The sequence below is a fragment of the Labrys miyagiensis genome, from assembly GCF_030160835.1.
Taxonomy (GTDB): Bacteria; Pseudomonadota; Alphaproteobacteria; order Rhizobiales; family Labraceae; genus Labrys; species Labrys miyagiensis.
On record NZ_BSPC01000028.1, the window covers coordinates 238660 to 256230 of the forward strand.

At 64.4% G+C, this 17571-nt stretch carries 17 protein-coding genes; 6 read left to right on the forward strand and 11 right to left on the reverse strand.

Features of this window, described 5'->3' with window-relative positions; all coding sequences use genetic code 11:
- Window positions 1-131: 131 nt before the first annotated feature.
- From ehuA to ehuR, 9 genes are all read right to left on the reverse strand, one after another.
- Window positions 132-914 (reverse strand): ectoine/hydroxyectoine ABC transporter ATP-binding protein EhuA, encoded by a 783-nt coding sequence (gene ehuA, locus QQL24_RS17305; protein ID WP_284313532.1) that lies wholly within the window; start codon window positions 912-914, stop codon window positions 132-134.
- Window positions 911-1603 (reverse strand): ectoine/hydroxyectoine ABC transporter permease subunit EhuD, encoded by a 693-nt coding sequence (gene ehuD / locus QQL24_RS17310; RefSeq protein WP_284313533.1) that lies wholly within the window; start codon window positions 1601-1603, stop codon window positions 911-913. The genes ehuA and ehuD overlap by 4 nt, the downstream gene beginning before the upstream one ends.
- Before the next feature lie 11 nt (window positions 1604-1614).
- Window positions 1615-2280, reverse strand: coding sequence for an ectoine/hydroxyectoine ABC transporter permease subunit EhuC (ehuC, locus tag QQL24_RS17315; RefSeq protein ID WP_284313534.1), 666 nt, complete (start codon window positions 2278-2280; stop codon window positions 1615-1617).
- 207 nt (window positions 2281-2487) lie between these two features.
- Complete coding sequence (gene ehuB, locus QQL24_RS17320; RefSeq protein ID WP_284313607.1) at window positions 2488-3342, reverse strand: ectoine/hydroxyectoine ABC transporter substrate-binding protein EhuB; 855 nt, start codon at window positions 3340-3342, stop codon at window positions 2488-2490.
- 68 nt (window positions 3343-3410) lie between these two features.
- On the reverse strand, window positions 3411-4418 hold the full coding sequence (gene doeB, locus QQL24_RS17325) for a N(2)-acetyl-L-2,4-diaminobutanoate deacetylase DoeB (RefSeq protein ID WP_284313535.1): 1008 nt from the start codon (window positions 4416-4418) through the stop codon (window positions 3411-3413).
- Between the two features lie 8 nt (window positions 4419-4426).
- Window positions 4427-5608: an ectoine hydrolase DoeA gene (gene doeA, locus QQL24_RS17330; RefSeq protein WP_284313536.1), complete on the reverse strand. Its 1182-nt coding sequence runs from the start codon at window positions 5606-5608 to the stop codon at window positions 4427-4429.
- Window positions 5605-6609, reverse strand: coding sequence for an ectoine utilization protein EutC (gene eutC, locus QQL24_RS17335; RefSeq protein ID WP_284313537.1), 1005 nt, complete (start codon window positions 6607-6609; stop codon window positions 5605-5607). Before eutC ends, doeA begins: the two co-directional genes overlap by 4 nt.
- Complete coding sequence (gene eutB, locus QQL24_RS17340; protein ID WP_284313608.1) at window positions 6606-7565, reverse strand: hydroxyectoine utilization dehydratase EutB; 960 nt, start codon at window positions 7563-7565, stop codon at window positions 6606-6608. Before eutB ends, eutC begins: the two co-directional genes overlap by 4 nt.
- 177 nt (window positions 7566-7742) lie before the next feature.
- Window positions 7743-9203 (reverse strand): MocR-like ectoine utilization transcription factor EhuR, encoded by a 1461-nt coding sequence (gene ehuR, locus QQL24_RS17345; protein WP_284313538.1) that lies wholly within the window; start codon window positions 9201-9203, stop codon window positions 7743-7745.
- Window positions 9204-9267: 64 nt separating this feature from the next.
- On the opposite strand from ehuR, the gene QQL24_RS17350 reads away from it, so the two are divergent.
- The 6 genes from QQL24_RS17350 (at window position 9268) to QQL24_RS17375 (ending at window position 15302) form a co-directional block, all read left to right on the forward strand.
- Complete coding sequence (locus QQL24_RS17350) at window positions 9268-9747, forward strand: Lrp/AsnC family transcriptional regulator (RefSeq protein ID WP_284313609.1); 480 nt, start codon at window positions 9268-9270, stop codon at window positions 9745-9747.
- Window positions 9748-9879: 132 nt separating this feature from the next.
- Window positions 9880-10791: an arginase family protein gene (locus QQL24_RS17355; protein WP_284313539.1), complete on the forward strand. Its 912-nt coding sequence runs from the start codon at window positions 9880-9882 to the stop codon at window positions 10789-10791.
- A 69-nt stretch (window positions 10792-10860) separates the two neighbouring features.
- Entirely contained in the window at window positions 10861-11664 is an 804-nt protein-coding gene (locus QQL24_RS17360) for a dienelactone hydrolase family protein (RefSeq protein WP_284313540.1), read from the forward strand.
- Window positions 11665-11898: 234 nt separating this feature from the next.
- Window positions 11899-12225, forward strand: a complete 327-nt coding sequence (locus QQL24_RS17365) for a hypothetical protein (protein WP_284313541.1) — start codon at window positions 11899-11901, stop codon at window positions 12223-12225.
- Between the two features lie 507 nt (window positions 12226-12732).
- Window positions 12733-14364: an HAL/PAL/TAL family ammonia-lyase gene (locus tag QQL24_RS17370; RefSeq protein ID WP_284313542.1), complete on the forward strand. Its 1632-nt coding sequence runs from the start codon at window positions 12733-12735 to the stop codon at window positions 14362-14364.
- Window positions 14365-14372: 8 nt separating this feature from the next.
- Window positions 14373-15302 (forward strand): carbohydrate kinase family protein, encoded by a 930-nt coding sequence (locus QQL24_RS17375; protein ID WP_284313543.1) that lies wholly within the window; start codon window positions 14373-14375, stop codon window positions 15300-15302.
- Window positions 15303-15474: 172 nt separating this feature from the next.
- On the opposite strand, the gene QQL24_RS17380 is transcribed toward QQL24_RS17375, so the two are convergent.
- Together QQL24_RS17380 and QQL24_RS17385 are read right to left on the reverse strand one after the other, a co-directional pair.
- Window positions 15475-15876, reverse strand: a complete 402-nt coding sequence (locus tag QQL24_RS17380) for a hypothetical protein (protein ID WP_284313544.1) — start codon at window positions 15874-15876, stop codon at window positions 15475-15477.
- Between the two features lie 669 nt (window positions 15877-16545).
- Window positions 16546-16683, reverse strand: a complete 138-nt coding sequence (locus QQL24_RS17385) for a hypothetical protein (protein WP_284313545.1) — start codon at window positions 16681-16683, stop codon at window positions 16546-16548.
- Window positions 16684-17571 lie beyond the last annotated feature (888 nt).

Sequence of the window (17571 nt, forward strand, 5' to 3'; positions counted from 1 at the left end):
TGAGATGAGGCGCAGTGGCTGGGAGCGCGGACGTCCCTACGACACTCAAAGAGTGTCGATCGATCCGCCTCTTCCCGTGTCGTAGAACGTATCGTTTCCAAAAGCGGACGAGGACGTCCGCGCTCCCAGCGCTACAGCACCGACTGCAGGAACTCCCGGGTCCGGGCATGTTCCGGCGCCGTGAAGATCCGTTCCGGATCGCCCTGCTCCACGATCTTGCCCTTGTCGAAGAAGCAGACCCTATCGGATACCTCGCGGGCAAAGCGCATCTCGTGCGTCACCAGGAGCATAGTGAGGTCGTGTTCATGGGCGAGCGTACGGATGACGCCGAGCACCTCGCCCACGAGTTGCGGATCGAGCGCTGAGGTCGGCTCGTCGAAGAGTAGCACGCGCGGGCGCATGGCGAGGGCTCGCGCGATGGCGACGCGCTGCTGCTGGCCGCCGGAGAGCTGGCTGGGGAAATGCCCCTTCTTGTCGGCAAGACCGACCATGCCGAGCAATTCGACGGCGCGCGCTTCCGCCTCGTCGCGCTTCAGGCCCAGCACGCTGATGGGTGCCTCCATCACATTGCGCAGCACCGTCATATGCGGGAAGAGATTAAAGCTCTGGAAGACCATGCCGACATGGCCGCGAATCTTGCGCAGATGTTTCTCGCTGGCCCGGAACGGGCCATGGCCGCCGGGCTCGTGATAGGAGAGCCCCTTGAGCTCCAGCACGCCGTCCTGGAAAGGCTCCAGCGTCATCAGGATGCGCAGCACGGTGGATTTGCCCGAGCCGGAGGGGCCGATCAGCGTGACCTTCTCGCCGGGCGCAACGGTGAAGTTGAAATCGTCCAGCACCGTCAGCGTGCCAAAGCGCTTGCTGACATTGGAGAAGCGGATGCAGGGATCGGTGGAGGAAGGTGTGTCGGTCATCGCATTGAAATCCCGCTCTTGGGCAGCACCCGTTCCAGCGCATGTATGCCGGCTGAGCACAGCAAAGTGAGAATGAGGAAGATCAGCCCGACCAGCGACAGCGGCACCAGATATTCGAAGGTGCGATCGCCGATCAGGTTGGCGAGGTTGACCATGTCGGCCACGGTGACGACGGAGAGCACCGGAGTCTCCTTGAGCATGGAGACGAGATAGTTGCCGAGCGCCGGCAGCACGCGCGGGATCGCCTGCGGCACCACGATCCTGGAATAGGTGTTGGCACGGCTGAGATTGAGGGCGAGCGCCGCCTCCCACTGTCCCTTCGGCACCGCGTCGAGGCCGGCACGGTAGACCTCCGACGTATAGGCCGAATATTGCAGGCCGAGGGCGATGGCGCCGGTGAGGAAGGGCGGCAGCACGATGCCGTAGATGGGCAGCACGTAGAACAGGAAGAAGAGCTGCACCAGGAGCGGCGTGTCGCGGATGAATTCCACCAGGAAGGCCGTGGTCCAGGCCACCGTCTTGAGGCGGCTGCGGCGCAACAGGGCCAGGCCGAGGCCGAGCACCATGGCGATGGCAAATCCGCAGACCGTCGCCTCCAGGGTGACCAGAAGTCCGATGCCGAGGATCGGCAGGATGGAGAGCGCGAAAGCGAGGTTGGAGGACGTGTCCCATTCGTAGCCGTAAATCATGGTGCCGTCCCCTAGCCGTTCATGCGCGGGAAGGCCGCGCCACGCCTGAGCAGGCGCTCCAGCCAGCGCATGAAGGCGGAAAACATCAGCGCCATGATGAAGTAACCGACGAGGGTGAGGGTGTAGATCGTCGCGCTGTTCACCGGCGCCATGTTGCGCAGGTTTTGGGCCCGGAAGGTCAGGTCCGCGATGGTGATCAGCGAGACCAGCGAGGTGTCCTTCAGATTCTGCACCGCGAGATTGCCGAAGGAGGGCATCATCTCCACCACCGCCTGCGGCAGATAGATATGGAAGAGCGTGTGCGACCAGGAGAAGTTCAGCGCCCGCGTCGCCTCGCGCTGCTGGAGCGGGATCGACTGCAGCGCACCGCGCACCACCTCCGCGCCATAGGCCCCGATGTTGAGGGCGAGGCCGGCAACGCCGGTGACGATCGGATCGAAAGAGATGCCGACCAGCGGCAGGGCATAGAACAGCCAGAACAACTGCACGAAGAGCGAGGTGCCGCGGAAAACCTCGATATAGACGAGCGCGATCCAGGAGGCGATGCGCCCGCATTCGGCCCGGGCGATGCCGGCGGCGAAGGCAAGCACCGCGCCGAGCAGCGTCGAGACCACGCCGATGATCAGCGTGACCCTGGCCCCTGCCAGGAGCGCGGGCAGATAATGAGTCCAGACCATGGGTCACGGCCTTTCCGTTCCTGGGACCGCAGGCGTCTCGCCTGCTCTTGGAAACGTTTCGTTGACAAGAAGAGGTGCATTTGGAGTGCCGGTCTTCTCAACCACATCGACCTTCAGTCGATGTGGCGGAAACGGCATCTTGCCACCTATGTCCCGGGCATGCCGGTCTGAAGACCGGCACACCGATTGCGCCCTGCGACACGCCTCTCACTTGCCCGCGCAGAGATCCACCGTCGTCTTGGTGCGAGCCGCTTCGACGCTCTCCGGGCTCAGCCCATAGGAGGTCAGGATCTTCTTGTAGTCGTCCGTCTTCTTGAACTCGACCAGCGCCTTGTTGAAGGCGTCGAACAGGTCCTTGTCCTCCGGGCGGAAGTCGAAACCGCCATAGGAGCGTACCGGTTTGCCGCTGATCACCGGATCGGAGAAGGGCTCGGCCTGCTCCACGCCCGTGGCGCCCTTGAGGAGTTGGGCCACCGTCAGCTCGGTCGCGGCATAGGCGTCGGCGCGGCCGGTCTGGACAGTGGAGAGTGCATCGGCATTGGCCTGGATCATCACGATCTGGCTGTCGGGCACGCCGAGGCCATGCAGGAAATCGAGCTGGTCGGCGCCCGAGACGATGGCGACCTTGAGCGAGGGATCCTTCTTGATGTCCTCATAGGAATGCAGCTTCTTTGGATTGCCTGCCGGTATCAGCAAGCCCTCGCCATAGGAGGAGTTCGGCTCGGTGAAGGTAACCTGCTTGCAACGGTCGGGCAGGATGTTCTGCTCGGCGGCGACGAAATCGAAGCGCTTGGCCTTGAGGCCGGGGATCAGCGAACCGAAGGGCGTCACCGACCAGTCGATCTCGCCGACGCCCATCGACTTGAACACGGCCGCAGCCACATCCGGGCCGATGCCCTTGGCCGTGCCGTTCTCGTCCATGAAGGAATAGGGCACCTCATTGGCGCTGGCGCCGCGGATATAGCCATTGCTCTTGACCTCATCGAGCGTGGTGGCCTGGGCCGCGCCGAGACCGCCGGCAAGAGCCAGGGCGGCTAGACTGACAAAACGGAACGCTTTCATCATTTTCTTCTCCTGTCTGGTTGTGATCTTGGTCCGGTTGGTTCCGGGTTGTCTGGTTGTTGGTTGGGTCAGGGGCCGGCTACCTCGGTCGCGATCACGGCGAGGCAGTCGCCGGGTTTGACGAGGCCGGGGAAATGGCGGACGGCGAGCAGCCCATCGAGGGCGGCGCGATGCTCGAAGGGCGCGGTGCCGGTACGGCCGATCGGATATATACGGGCGACTACTTCACCCTCGCCGACGGGATCGCCGAGGTCCTTGAGGAACTCGACCAGCCCCTCCTCCTGGCTGAAGCCGAAGCAGTCGGCGGAGGGCATGTCGAGCCAGCGAGTCGGCCCTGGCATGGGTTTGCCTGCGAGAATGCCGGCATGCCTGAGCAGGCTGGCGATGCCGCGCTTGGCGATGGAGGCGGATCTCGCCGTGGCCGTGCCCCCGCCCCCGAGCTCCGTGGTGACGAAGACCTTGCCGGCCATTTCCGTCACGGTGTCGAACATGCCGACAGCGTCGATCTCGATCATTTTCATTGACCAGGGCGCCGAAAAGGCGGCGACGGCATCGAAGCAGCGCTTTTCCTGAGCCTTGTCGGGCAGCTCATGCGCGGCGGCATAGGGCAAGAAGTCCAGCGTCTTGCCGCCGGAATGGAAATCGAGCACGACATCCGAAAGCGGCAACAGAGTGCGGGTGAAATAGTCCGCGATCTTCTCCGTCACCGTACCGTCCGGACGGCCAGGGAAGCTGCGGTTGAGATTGCCCTTGTCGATGGGCGAGGTGCGCATGGCCGCCCGAAAAGCCGGATAGTTCATCGCCGGCACGATGATCACGCGACCGCTGACATCCTCGGCCCTGAGGGTACGGGCGAGGTCGAACAGCGCGATCGGCCCTTCATATTCGTCGCCATGATTGGCGCCTGTCAGCAGCGCCGTCGGCCCCTCCCCGCACTTCACCACCGAGATCGGGATCATCACCGAACCCCAGGCTGAATCGTCCCGGCTCCAGGGCAGGCGCAGATGGCCATGCTGGACGCCATCCGCCTCGAATTCGACGGTGGCGGCAATGGGGGAAGGCCTGAGGCTGGTCATGGGCGCGCTCATGGCTTCACGAAGAGCTGGCGCGGCACATTGGCGAGGCATTCGACGCCGGTTTCGGTGATCAGGATGCTTTCCGTGATCTCCAGGCCCATCGTCTCCAGCCAGAGCCCGGTCATGAAATGAAAGGTCATGCCGGGCTTGAGCTCGGTGCGGTCGCCCGGCCGCAGGCTCATGGTGCGCTCGCCCCAGTCGGGCGGATAGGAAAGCCCGATCGAATAGCCGGTGCGGTTGTCCTTGACGATCCCGTATTTCTTGAGAACCGCGAAGAAAGCGTTGGCGATGTCCTCGCAGGCATTGCCGGGTTTGGCGGCGGCGAGCCCCGCCTCCATGCCCTCCAGCGTCGCCTTCTCGGCATCGAGGAAGGCCTGCGTCGGCTTGCCGAGGAACACGGTGCGCGAGAGCGGGCAGTGATAGCGCCTGTAACAGCCGGCGATCTCGAAGAAGGTGCCCTCGCCGCTTTTCATCGGCTGGTCGTTCCAGGTCAGATGCGGGGCCGAGGCCTCCTCGCCCGAGGGCAGCAGCGGCACGATGGCGGCATAGTCGCCGCCGATGCCCTCGACGCCGCGAACACCGGCGTCGAGGATCTCGGCCACCAGGTCGTTCTTGCGCATGCCCGGCTCGACCTTGTCGACAATGCGCTTGTGCATCGCCTCGACGATGCGGCCGGCCTTGCGCATATAATCGATCTCGGTGGCGCTCTTGATCGCGCGCTGCCAGTTCACCAGTGACAGGCAGTCCTTGAAGCGGGCATTCGGCAGATGGGCGACCAGCGAGGCATAGGCGGCCGCGCTGAACCAGTAATTGTCCATCTCGACGCCGATCGTGCCGCGCGACCAGCCGCGCTGTTCGATCACGCCCGAGAGATAGTCCATCGGGTGGCGTTCGGTGGACTGTACGTAATGGTCGGGATAGCCGACGATATTGTCATGGCTGAGCCAGGCCGTGCGCTTGGCGCCATTGGCATCCTGCCCGCGGCCGAACCAAAGCGGATCGCCATCGCCGGCCACCACCACGCATTGGTGCACGTAGAAAGACCAGCCGTCATAGCCCGTGAGCCAATGCATGTTGGAGGGGTCGGTGACGATGAGGAGATCGAGACCGGACTTCGCCATGGCGGCGCGGGTCCTGGCCTGGCGCCCGGCATATTCCTCTCGGCTGAAATTGAGTGTGGGGCCTGTCATGCCGCACCTTTCCTGTGTCCTGCAGTCTCGAAAACCCGCCCCGCGCCGGCGGTCACGGCGCGCCGATGCGCGAGCGTGGCGATGGCGGTGTCCTGCACGCCGGTGCCGGTGAGGTCGCAAAGGGTGATATCGGCGGCGCCGCTGCGCCCGCCCGCCTTGCCAGCGATGACCTGGCCCAGTTCCGGAAACCAGCGCTCCGCCGAGGCGGTTCCGGCCGTGATGGCATGGGCGAGTTCGCCGAGGCGCCGTGTCTGGGCGAGGTTGTCGGCGACATAGGAGATCTTCGCGAACGCGGCCGGATCGATCTCGTTCTTGTGCTCGGCATCCGAGCCCATCGCCGTGACATGCTGGCCAGGTTCCAGCCAGTCAGCCATCAGGATCGGGCTTTCGGCTGGTGTGGTCGTCACGATGACATCGGCACCTGTGCAGGCCGCCTGGCCGCTCGCTGCCGCGCTGACCGGGATGCCAAGGCGGGCGGTGAAATCGGCGGCGGCGGTCTGCGCCTTGGCCGGATCGCGGGCCCAGAGGCGCGCCTCGGCGATCGGGCGCACCAGCATCAATGCCTGGAGTTGCAGGCCCGCCTGCTCGCCCGCCCCCAGCACGGCCGCAATACGCGACTCCGGACGCGACAGGTGGCGGGCGGCGACGGCGCCGGCGGCGGCCGTGCGCACCCGGGTGAGATAGCCATTGTCGAGCAGCAACGCCTCCACCAGGCCAGTGCGGCTGTTGAACAACATCATCAGACCGTTAAGGCTGGGCAGGCCGAGCTTGGGATTGTCGAAGAAGCCCGGGCTCACCTTGATGGCGAAGCCCTCCACGCCCGGGATATAGGCGGTCTTCACATCCACCTCGCCGCGATATTCTGGGATGTCGAGCCTCAGGATCGGCGGCATCGCCACCGCCTTGGTGGCGAGCGCGAGGAAGGCTTCCTCGACACAATCAACCGCATCGAGGTCGAGCGACACGCTCCTGCGCAGATCCGTTTCGGTGAGGATGATCATGCCAAGGCTCCCTCTTCGACGATGCGCCGGTGCAAGGCGGGATCGATGTTGCGGCCGGAGAGGATGAGGGCCGTAGGCCCCTCGGGCCTGATCTTGCCGGCGATGAGCGCGGCGATGCCCACTGCGCCGGCGCCCTCCACCACCTCGTCCTCGGCCCGGAAGGCGTGGCGGATGCCCTCGGCGATTTCTTCCTCGCTGAGCAGGATGACCCCGTCGAGCAGGTCGCGGCACATGGCAAAGGTGAAGCCGTTGTCGAGCCCGATCCCGCCGCCCAACGAGTCGGCCAGGGTCGGCACTTCTTCCACGGCCACCGGCCGCCCCGCGAGCAGGCTGCGCTGCATGGCTGGCCCGCGTGTCATGGAGACACCGACGACCTTGGCCTGGGGCCGCAGCCCCTTGACCGCCGCAGCGACGCCGGCGGCGAGGCCGCCGCCTGAAAGCGGCACCAGCACCAGCGCCACATCCGGCATGGCCTCGACGATCTCCAGCCCGATCGTGCCCTGGCCGGCGATCACGGCGGGATGGTCGAAGGGCGGGATCTCGCTCAGCCCCTCCTCGCGCACCAGCCTCGAGACCTCGATCTGCGCGTCATCCTGCGATTGGCCGACGATGTGCACTTCCGGCCCAAGGGCGCGCACGGCGTCGACCTTGTTGGCTGGTACCAGATTGGACATGCATACCACCGCCCGCCTGCGCTGCGCCTTCGCGGCATGGGCGACAGCCCGGCCGTGATTGCCGGTGGAGGCGGTGACGAAACCCTTTGCGGAGGAGCCTGCCATGAGGACGGCGTTGGTGGCGCCGCGCAGCTTGAAGGCGCCGGTGGTCTGGCGCGTTTCGAGCTTGAGGAAGATCGCCGGACCACCCTGCGACAAGGCCAGGGACTCGACCAAGGGTGTGCGCAACACATGGCCTTCAATACGGGCCTGCGCCATCCTGATCTCATCGAGCCCGACCATGGTGTTCATGGGCACGGGCTCCCGCGCATTGTCATGGAGATGCCGGCTTCAGGCCCGCCTTCCCCCCGCCCGGCAATGGCGCGCGCACGTTGCATGAACCGCTCCCTGCATTAATGTGAGGGAATGGTGTAGCGATACAAAAATCATGTCAATTATTATATTGTAATGATACATACTTCAGGCGATCAGCTGCGCGTCGAACACCGGCGGCAGCTGCTCGAAGGTGGTACGCAGGGCGGCCAGCGTCTCCGTCAGAGCGGCATGGGAGAGCCGGCCGCCGAGGCAGATCCGGATGCCTCCAGCCCCTGCCTCACCGGCGATGAACGGATCCGAAGGTGTCACCGCGATGCCGCGTTGGGAGAGCGCGCGCACCAGCCCTTCCTCCGTCCAGTGAGGCGGCACCTTCAGCCAGGCGCAGTGCGAGAGCGGATGCGTCGAGGCGATGTGCGGGCCGAGAGTCCGCGCCACGATCGCCTGCCTCGCTTGCGCCTCCTGCCGCTGCACGCGCAACAGGGCCTCCGCCGTGCCATCCTCGATCCACAGCGAGGCGATCTCGGCCGGCAGGTTGGTGGCGCTCCAGCTCGTCACGCGCAGGATGCTGGCGACCCGGATGCCATGGGTCGGCGGCACCACCAGATAGCCGACGCGCAGGCCCGTCATCACGCTCTTGGTGAAGCTGGTAACGAAGAAGCCGAGATCGGGCAGGAGCTGCGTGATCGAGGGCATGGGCTCCTCGAGCATCGGCTTGTAGACCTCGTCCTCCACCACGAAGATGCCGTAACGCGCGGCGATGGCGGCAATGGCCTGCCGCCGCCCGGCCCCGGCGACATGGCTGGTGGGATTGCCGAGCGTCGGGATGAGCACCAGCGCCTTGACCCCGCCTGCCGCGCAGGCCGCCTCGAAAGCCTCGGGCAGGACGCCCTCGGCGTCGGCCGGCAGGCCCCGCAGCGTGAAGCCGAGAACGGAGGCGAGGCCAATGATGCCATGATCGGTCAAGCTCTCCGTCAGCACGATATCGCCCGGATGCACGACAGAGGCCACAGCCAGGAAGAGCCCGTGCGCGGCGCCGTTGGTGATCAGGATGCGTTCGCGGTCTGCTTCGACGCCGAGCCGCCGCAGCCAGACCTGCGCCGCCGCGCGGTGGCGGTCGAGCCCGGCGATCGGCCGGCAGGGGCGCATGAAGGCACTGTTGTCGCCCTCCCCGAGCCGCGTCATCACTTGGCGTGAGGCCCGTTCATGCGCTTCGGTATAGACGGCGCGGATGATCGAAAGGTCTGCCGTCTGGCCGGGCTCGCGGTCGAGCATGAAGCGCTCGGCCCGCTCGGTGACACGATCGCGCACGAAGGTACCGCGGCCGACCTCGCCGCGCAGATAGCCGCGCCGCTCCGCTTCCTTGTAGCTGATGCTGACCGTCTGCACCGAGACTTTCAGGTCATGCGCAAGGTCGCGATGGGTCGGCATGCGCGTGCCTGGCGCCAATACTTCAGCCTCGACGTCGGCGATAATCAGGTCGGTCAGCAGCTTGTGCTTGGTCACCCCCTTGCGGCGCGGCAGCACTGGCCGCCATTCTGTCGCCGCCGCCAGCGGCCCGCGGGATTCGACAAGTCGGCGGAATGGGTCAGAATGGGAAACAGACATGAAATTGTCCTGATACAATATCGAGGCACTTCCCTATTATACCAATCAATTCGCCGGCGCCATGTTGAAACTCGACAAGATCGACCTGAAAATTCTCGCCGCCCTGCAGCGTGACGGCCGCATCACCAAGCTCGGCCTGGCGCAGGAGGCCAATCTTTCGGCCGCCGCCTGCTGGGAGAGGCTGGCGCGGCTTGAGAAGGCCGGCGTGATCGCGGGCTATAGCGCCTCGCTCGACGCCGCCAAGCTCGGTCGCTTCGCCACCGTGCTGGTCGAGATCACCCTCAAGAGCCATCGCCAGGCCGATTTCCAGCGCTTCGAGATGGCGATGCTGCGCGAGCCTTCCATTGTCAGTTGCGACGCGGTGGGCGGGGGCATCGACTATCTCCTGCGCGTGGTCACGCCCGATATCGATTCCTATCAGCGCCTTATTGATGGCCTGCTGGCAGACGAGATCGGCATCGACCGCTACTTCACCTATATCGTCACCAAGACCATCAAGGCCTCCGGCTTTCCGCTGGAGATCATCGAGACCGGCAATCCGTGAGGAGGTCGACCTCGACAGCCACAGGTGCAGAGCCAACGTGGTGAGGTCGACATTGCTCTTTTCGGTGAACTCAACGTTCGCAAGAATGTCGGCCAGGAGGTCGACACTCCACCTGCAACCAGGATTCCTGCCATGTCCCCGCATCCCGGCTTTCTTGGCTTTCCCGATCACCTGCCCGACGGTACCAAGCCGCGTATCGTCCTGTTCGGCGCGCCGCACGGCAGCACCTATCCCGGCGCTGACTCTTCGGGCTTTGCCGGCGCAGCGGCTGCGATCCGCGCCGCCAGCCAGGACGATGCGCAATTCCTCGACAGCTGGGACTTCGACCTTGGCGGGCCCCTGTTCGAAGGCAGGGAGCCCTCGTGCATCGATGCCGGCGACCTGCCGACCTCGCCGCATGACAATGCTGGCAACCGCAAACTCATCGAGGAGAAGACCCGCGCCATCCTCGCCTCAGGCGCCGTGCCGCTGATGATCGGGGGCGATGATTCCGTGCCCATTCCCTTCTTCGCCGGCTTTGCTGATCACGGGCCGATCTGGATCCTGCAAATCGATGCCCATATCGACTGGCGCGATGAGCGCTATGGCGAACCGCTGGGCTATTCCAGCACCATGCGCCGGGCGAGCGAGATGCCGCATGTCGCCGGCATCGTGCAGGCCGGCATCCGCGGCGTCGGCAGCGCCCGGCCCCTGGAGGTCGAGATCGCCAGGCGCTGGGGCTCGCATCTCGTCACGGCGCAGGAGATCCATGCCGAGGGTATCGAAGCTGCCCTCAGGCACATACCCGCGGGCGCGCACGTAATAGTAACCCTCGACTGCGACGGGCTCGACCCCAGCGTGATGCCGGGAGTGGCCGGTCGCGCGGCGGGCGGACTGACCTACAGCCAAGCGATCGGGCTGATCGAGGGGGCGAGCCAGCGTGGCCGCATCGCCGGCTTCGACCTCATCGAGTTCCATACGCCCTCTGATATCGGCGGCATCACCGCGCTCACGGCGGCACGCCTTCTCGTCAATGTGATCGGGCGTATCGTCCGCCAGGTTTGAACCTGCGATCGGCCCGTGCATGATGCCGATGCCGCGCGAAGCTTTCAGATCCGCTCAAAGGATTTCATCATGCGCTTGATTCATCGGTTTCTATTCGCCCTCATCGCGCTTGCTGCCGTGGCTGCGGCACAGCCGGCTCTCGCCAAGATGGTTGCCAAGCCCATCGACTGGACGCTCGATGGCACCGCCTTTCACAGCTATCTCGTCTATGACGACACCGGCACCGCCAAGCGTCCGGGCCTGGTGATGGTGCCGAACTGGTATGGCGTGACCGACATCGCCATCAAGAAGGCCGAGATGATCGCCGGCAAGGACTACGTGATCCTGCTCACCGACATGTATGGCGCCTCTGTCAGGCCCAAGAACGACGACGAGGCTCAGGCCGCCATCGCCCCACTCACCAAGGACCGCACCCAGATGCGCAAGCGCATCAATTATGCGCTCGACCAGCTCAAGGCCCAGGCCTCGGGCGCGCCGATCGATACTGCGCGCCTCGCTGCGATCGGCTTCTGCTTCGGCGGTGCGTCGGTGCTCGACCTTGCCCGCAGCGGGGCCGATATCAAGGCGGTGGTCGCCTTCCACGGCGTTCTCGCCACCGACGATCCCGCACTCGCCAAGAACATCAAGGCACGGGTGCTGGCGATGAACGGCGCCGATGATGTCGGCACCATGCCGCAGGCGCCGGCCTTCCTCGACGAGATGAAGTCCAGCCCAGCGGACTGGCGCTTTGCCGTGATCGGCCACGCTGTGCACTGCTTCACCGAAACCGAAGCGACTGCCGCAACCGGCAATTGCCGCTACGACGCCAAGGCCGCCAAGGAGTCCTACGCCATGATGCACGCCTGGCTGGCGGAGACCTTCGCCAAGTCGTAACCGGAGCGCGGACATCTTGTCCGCTCTTCCTCTGTCATAGAACGGTTCGTTTCCAAGAGCCGGCAAGATGCCGGCGGTCCCGCGCATCCTTCATACCAGCATAAAAGGCGCGTTCATGGCGCTGGCCCACAAAAAAGGGGACGTGACGACTATCTTTATTCGGTCGCATTTTTCTGGTGGTCTGTGCCGGCGCTTCGCCTCACCAGGCGGAGCATGTGTTGCTGGAGTGATGCGATGACAGGGACTGTCGGGAAAGCCATGATCTTGGCCGGCGCCTGCCTGCTAATGGCCGGCCCTGCTTTCGCCGAGGACAAGTTCGCTCCGCCCCCCAACGCCTTTGATCCGCCGGCGGTGAAGCCGAAGATCTTGCCCAAGTCCCAACAGCACGACTGGACGGGCTTCTATGCCGGCGTGCAGAGCGGCGCTTCCTTCGGCTCCGCCAATTCGAGGTGGAGCCAGGACAACACCGCCTCCCCGACCTTCGGCGCCCATGCCGGCTACAACTACCAGTTCGGCCGGGGCCTGGTGCTGGGCGGCGAGAGCGACGCATCGGCTAAGTAGGCATCGTTTGGGCCTGATCGGGCAGTCGCAACGTGGGCTCGGGGTCTACAGGTGCTTACTTTGCCGACTGGATGCGCGTGCTGGACCGTGATTGCGGGCGTAGCGCTATGGCGTGCATGGCTCGCTGATCGACCTCGCCAGCGGGGAAGCCCGCCCTATCGCCGCGCTTGCTGACCGACATCCCCGACCTGATCTGGGAGGACGCCGAGGCACTCTGCGCGCGGTGGTGAACGGGCTCGCTGAAACAACAGCCGCGCCGGCCAAGATCGCCGTGGGTACGGGGTTGTAACCTGGGAGCGCGGACGTCCTCGTCCGCTCTTGGAAACGATGCGCTTGATGGGAGAGGAAGAGGCGGATCGTCCGACACTCACTTGAGTGTCGTAGGGACGTCCGCGGTCCCAGCAATGGTTGCGTTTCCCCTCGCTTCTGTTACGTCAAACTCATGACAGCCTTGGCCCGCCAGGGCCTCTGAGTCTGTTTGCAATTCGGCGAGATCCGGAGTTTGCCATGGCGGTGACGATCGACGGAAGGCGCATGACCGGCGCCAAGGTGGTTCGGGTAGCCCGGCCCGGCGGCGCGGGACGCTTCGAGAAGGCGGGCATCGATGCCAAGGCGCGCGAGGCCGTCGGCACGGCCCGCGATTACATCGACGCCAACTGGCTGAACGACGAAGCACCGCTGATGTACGCCTTCAACACCGGCGTCGGCCTGTTCAAGGATGTGCGCGTGCCCATCGCCAGCATGGCGCATTACCAGGACCAGATCATCCGCGCCCATGCCACCGGCATTGGCGAGCCCTTCGCCCAGGATATCGTGCGCGCCACCATGCTGCTGCGCGCCAACGCCTTCGCTTCCGCCTATTCGGGGGCGACGCTGCCGCTGATGGACCGGCTGGTCGGCTTCCTCAATGCCGGCCTGCATCCCGTCATCCCCTCCAAGGGCTCGGTGGGCGCTTCCGGCGACCTCGCTCCCCTCGCCTATCTCGCAGGCGCCCTGCGCGGCTTCGAGGACGTCCCGGTGGAGTACAAGGGCAAGATCTATGCGGCGCCGGAGGCCGCGCGCCGCGCCGGCTTCGAGCCTGAGTACAAGATGGGCGCCAAGGAAGCCTCGGCCATCATCAACGGCTCCACCGTCTCGCTCGCCATCGCGGCGCTCGCCCAGGAAGACGCCAGGCGCATCGTCAGGCACGCCGATATCGCGCTCGCGCTGACGCTCGAGGCCTTGCGCGGCGAGCTTGCCGCCTTCGATCCGCGCGTGCATGCCGCCCGCCCGCATCGCGGCCAAGCCCGCACCGCGCGCAACCTCCTCAAGATCGCCGGCGACTCCAAGCGCTGCTCGGAAGCCGCCCGCGCCGTCCTCTTCCCGGACGAGGCGCGCGATCCCTCCAAGCCCGTGCCGCTGCGCGTGCAGGATGTCTACTCGCTGCGCTGCGCCCCGCAGGTGCACGGCCCGGTGTTCGAAGCACTCTCCTATATCGAGAACATCCTCGGCGTCGAAATGAACTCGGCCACCGACAATCCGCTGATGTTCGCCAACGAGGACGGCGGCTATGTCTCGATCTCGGGCGGCCATTTCCACGGCGCCTATGTCGCGCAGGCGATGGACCTCCTCGCCATCGCCATGACCGATCTCGGCGCTATCAGCGAGCGCCGGCTCGCCCGCCTGATCGATCCGGTGATGAGCTACGGCCTGCCGCGCAACCTGCTCGCCGGCGAGCGCGGCCTCAACACCGGCTTTGCCACCGTGCAATGCTCGATGTCGGCCCTGGTGATGGAGAACCGGGGCCTGGCGACCCCCGGCTCGGTCGATTCCATTCCCGGCAAGAGCAATGCCGAGGATCACGTCTCCAACTCCACCTGGTGTGCCCGCAAGGCCCGCACCGTGGTGGAGAATGTCGAGCAGATCGTCGCAGTGGAGATGCTGATGGCGGCGCAGGCCCTGTCGCTGGTGGCTGACCGTACGAAGGACCATCCCATCGGCAAGGGATCCCAGGCGGCAATCGATGCAATCCGTGCGGAAATCAAGCCGGCTCTTGACGGCGACCGCTGGTACCATCACGAAATAAAAGCAATTCTCGAACTCGCCCGCAGCAGCCGCATCCTGGCGGCGGTTGAAACGGCAGTCGGACCTTTGGAGTGAGGAAGCCCATGATCCTTGTGTGCGGTGAAGCCCTGATCGACTTCTTGCCGGTGAAAACGGTGGACGGGCACAACGCCTATCGCCCTGTCGTCGGCGGCAGCCCGTTCAACACGGCTGTTGGTATCGGCCGGCTGGACGGCGATGTCGGCTTCTGCGCGGCCTTGTCGACGGATTTCTTCGGCGAGGATCTCGCGGCCGCCCTCAAGCGCTCCAAGGTGAGCCAGCACTATGTGGCCCGTTCCGGCCACTCCTCCATGCTGGCCTTCGTGTCGGTGGGCGATGGCGAGCCGGAATATGCCTTTATCGACGAGGCTTCCTCCAACCGCCTGTTCTCGCCCGAACGCGATGCGCCGGCCATCGGCCCGGAAGTCTCGATGATCTGGACGGGCTCGGTCGCCCTCATCAACGACCCGATCGCCTCTGCCTATGAGAAGCTCTATTTCGACAACAAGGGCAAGCGCGTGCTGGGCATGGACCCGAATGTGCGCCCGACCGTCGTCGGCAATGCGGATGAATATCGCGCCCGCATGAAGCGCATGACCGAGGCTGCCGACATCATCAAGATCTCGAAAGCCGATCTGCTCTGGCTCTATCCCGGCATAGATCCGGCCGCCTGGGCCAAGGATCTGGTGGCCAAGGGCGCCCATCTTGTGGTGCTCACCGATGGCGGCAACGGCGCCGAGGGCTATGGCAAGGGCTTCGCCGCCAAGAGCCCGGTAGTCAAGGTGGCCAAGGTCGCCGATACCGTCGGCGCCGGCGACAGCTATTCGAGCGGCCTCCTCACCATCCTGCAGCGCCGCAATGTGGTGTCGGTCGACACCGTCAAGAACATCGACGAGAAGATCGCCCAGGAAGCGATGGACTACGCCGCCCGCACCGCCGCCATCACGGTCTCGCGCGAAGGCGCCGACCCGCCGTGGAACAATGAGATGGCGTGATATCGAAACTCCGGGGCGGTACTCCCGCCCTACCCCGGCCCTGTCTCCTATGATGCCGGCAGTTGCGCGCGATGCTCGGCACCAGCAGGCGCAGGAATGACTTCAGGCCGAGCGCATCAATCGTACTGGCTGGGCCCGCGCGATCCAGCCGAATGGCCGCCCCAGCCAATCCTCAGGCCTCTTTGTCCAGCTCCGCCAGCCTCCGGTCGAAGCGCCCGCTCTGCACGCTGATCAGGGCGAGCAGCGGCAAGGCGAAGAGCACGAGATGGATGAAGCCGCCATGCACGACGAAAACCTCGGAAAGCAGGATCGCCGCATCGAGCAGGAGCAGGACAATCGCCGCGGCAAGGCTCGCGGCTGGAAGAAGGACCAGCAGGGCCGCCGCTATCTGCACCAGGGAAACTGTGATGCGGAACCAGGGGCCAAAGCCGAAGGCATCGAACTGCCGGATCATCGGGGCCAGTCCACCCAATGTCAGCAGAGCGGGCGTGGTAAACACCAGCGCGACAAGGATGCGCAGGCCCCATAAAACCAAGGCCTTGGTGCGTGCATCTGAAGAAGAGGCCGGGGCCATTCAGTTTACTCGTGGAACACTACGTATTTGGGCATGAAACAAGCGCCGGCAAGCAGTTGCTGACGCCGATCTTTCACCACACACGATCATCCGCCTGCTTCCCTGCCATGGCAACAGCGAAATTCGAGTTCGGTTGCACAGCGTAACGAGGCAAACGCGGCATCCCTCGTGACACAATGCTGAGGGCAAAAAGCATCGCTGGGCGCGGTTCGGATCCCCTATGGAAAACAGCCGTCCTAGGGGTGGGTGTATCGCGCGCGAGTCGCGTGCCCCTGCGCGCACCACGACCCCAAGACGAAAAAAGAGGACGGATCGCAAGACCCGCCCTCTTTATCGTGGACCACGAAAATCAAATTACCGGCGTTATCACGGAACAATCTGCGCCTGGTCATCGCCCTGCGAGCGTCGACACCTGACAAAAAGTCCACAACCCCGTCGCGGCGCCTTTCGGCCGGGCGGTGCGATTAGTTAACCTTTGTGGCAAAAATGCGTCAAAAACCACGACCAGAGCGCGAAATTCTTGTGCGGCGCTGAAAACGGAAAATGAAGGAACCCCGTTTCGATCGGCGGCATGCCCATCCCCCGCCAGAGTCCTCAGAGTCATTTCTTTATTATTCTCGACTCTGAAAATACGACTCTGACGGGGTTGGCCACCCCTCTCTACTTAACTCACCCCGAGCCCGAAAAGCTTACGGGCAACCAATGTCCGGCGGTACTCAATGCAATCCAGGCAACACTAGCCAGAGCGATCACGATTAAAGTGACCGCAATCACATAGCCGATCCGGTCGGACTTGATGTCTTTCATGCGGATTTTCTAGCACATGACCGACAATGGCGATCCTCAGCTCTTGGGATGCAAGCCGCGAGAAATAGGTACATCCGAGCGCATGCAACAGTAATCGGAGTACCCGGACGCATCATACAAGTGGATTATCTGCGTACTTCCACAATCAACATAGGACATCCATGCACACTATTGGCGTCACACCGTCCCTCGCCTCACCTCGAAGACGGCACGGCCTGTCACGTTGTTGGCATTGACCCTGACTCCATACCGCCGCGCTTTGTCATCGTGCGGCCTGGCGCGAACGCCAGCCTGCGGCCCGATTGGACGTATGAAGTCTTCGGCGTCTCCCTTAAGCAAGACGAACCGGCGCCGAGCTGTGAGTAAACCCATTTGTCGGCGGTAGGAGGAGCTCACCGAGCGCCGAAACAAGGCATATGAACCGACCTAGCCCCAGCCTTGGAGACCACCCTGCGACGGATACCATGCCCCCAGAACAGCGCGCTACCCAACGCCAACGGCTCGCGGAAGTCTGCACGAGGTGCGTGTGCGAGCTTGTAGGGCCTATGAAGGCAGCAACGGAGGCAGACCGAGCCGAGCGCGAGAAGTAAGCCTCACAGCGGAAGGTACGACGCGCGGCGGCGTAAACCTGCTTCATGCGGCAGCCATAGAAAGCCCGGCGGTGCATTTGGAAAAGCAGAGCCGGGCGAAGTTGGAGTGGCGAGGGGTCGCTCGTCACCTGACAGGCGAAACGCACATATGCCTGGGAAGTTCCAGGAAATATGATGTCCCCCCATGAAAATTCTGTGGCTAGGCGGACCTCGAGGTGCTGCGATGCCCGTCTCAAGGCTCAGGAAAGGAACCTGCCGATTTTTTGGGGCTGCGCAGGTCGCTGTTGCCGCATTTTTT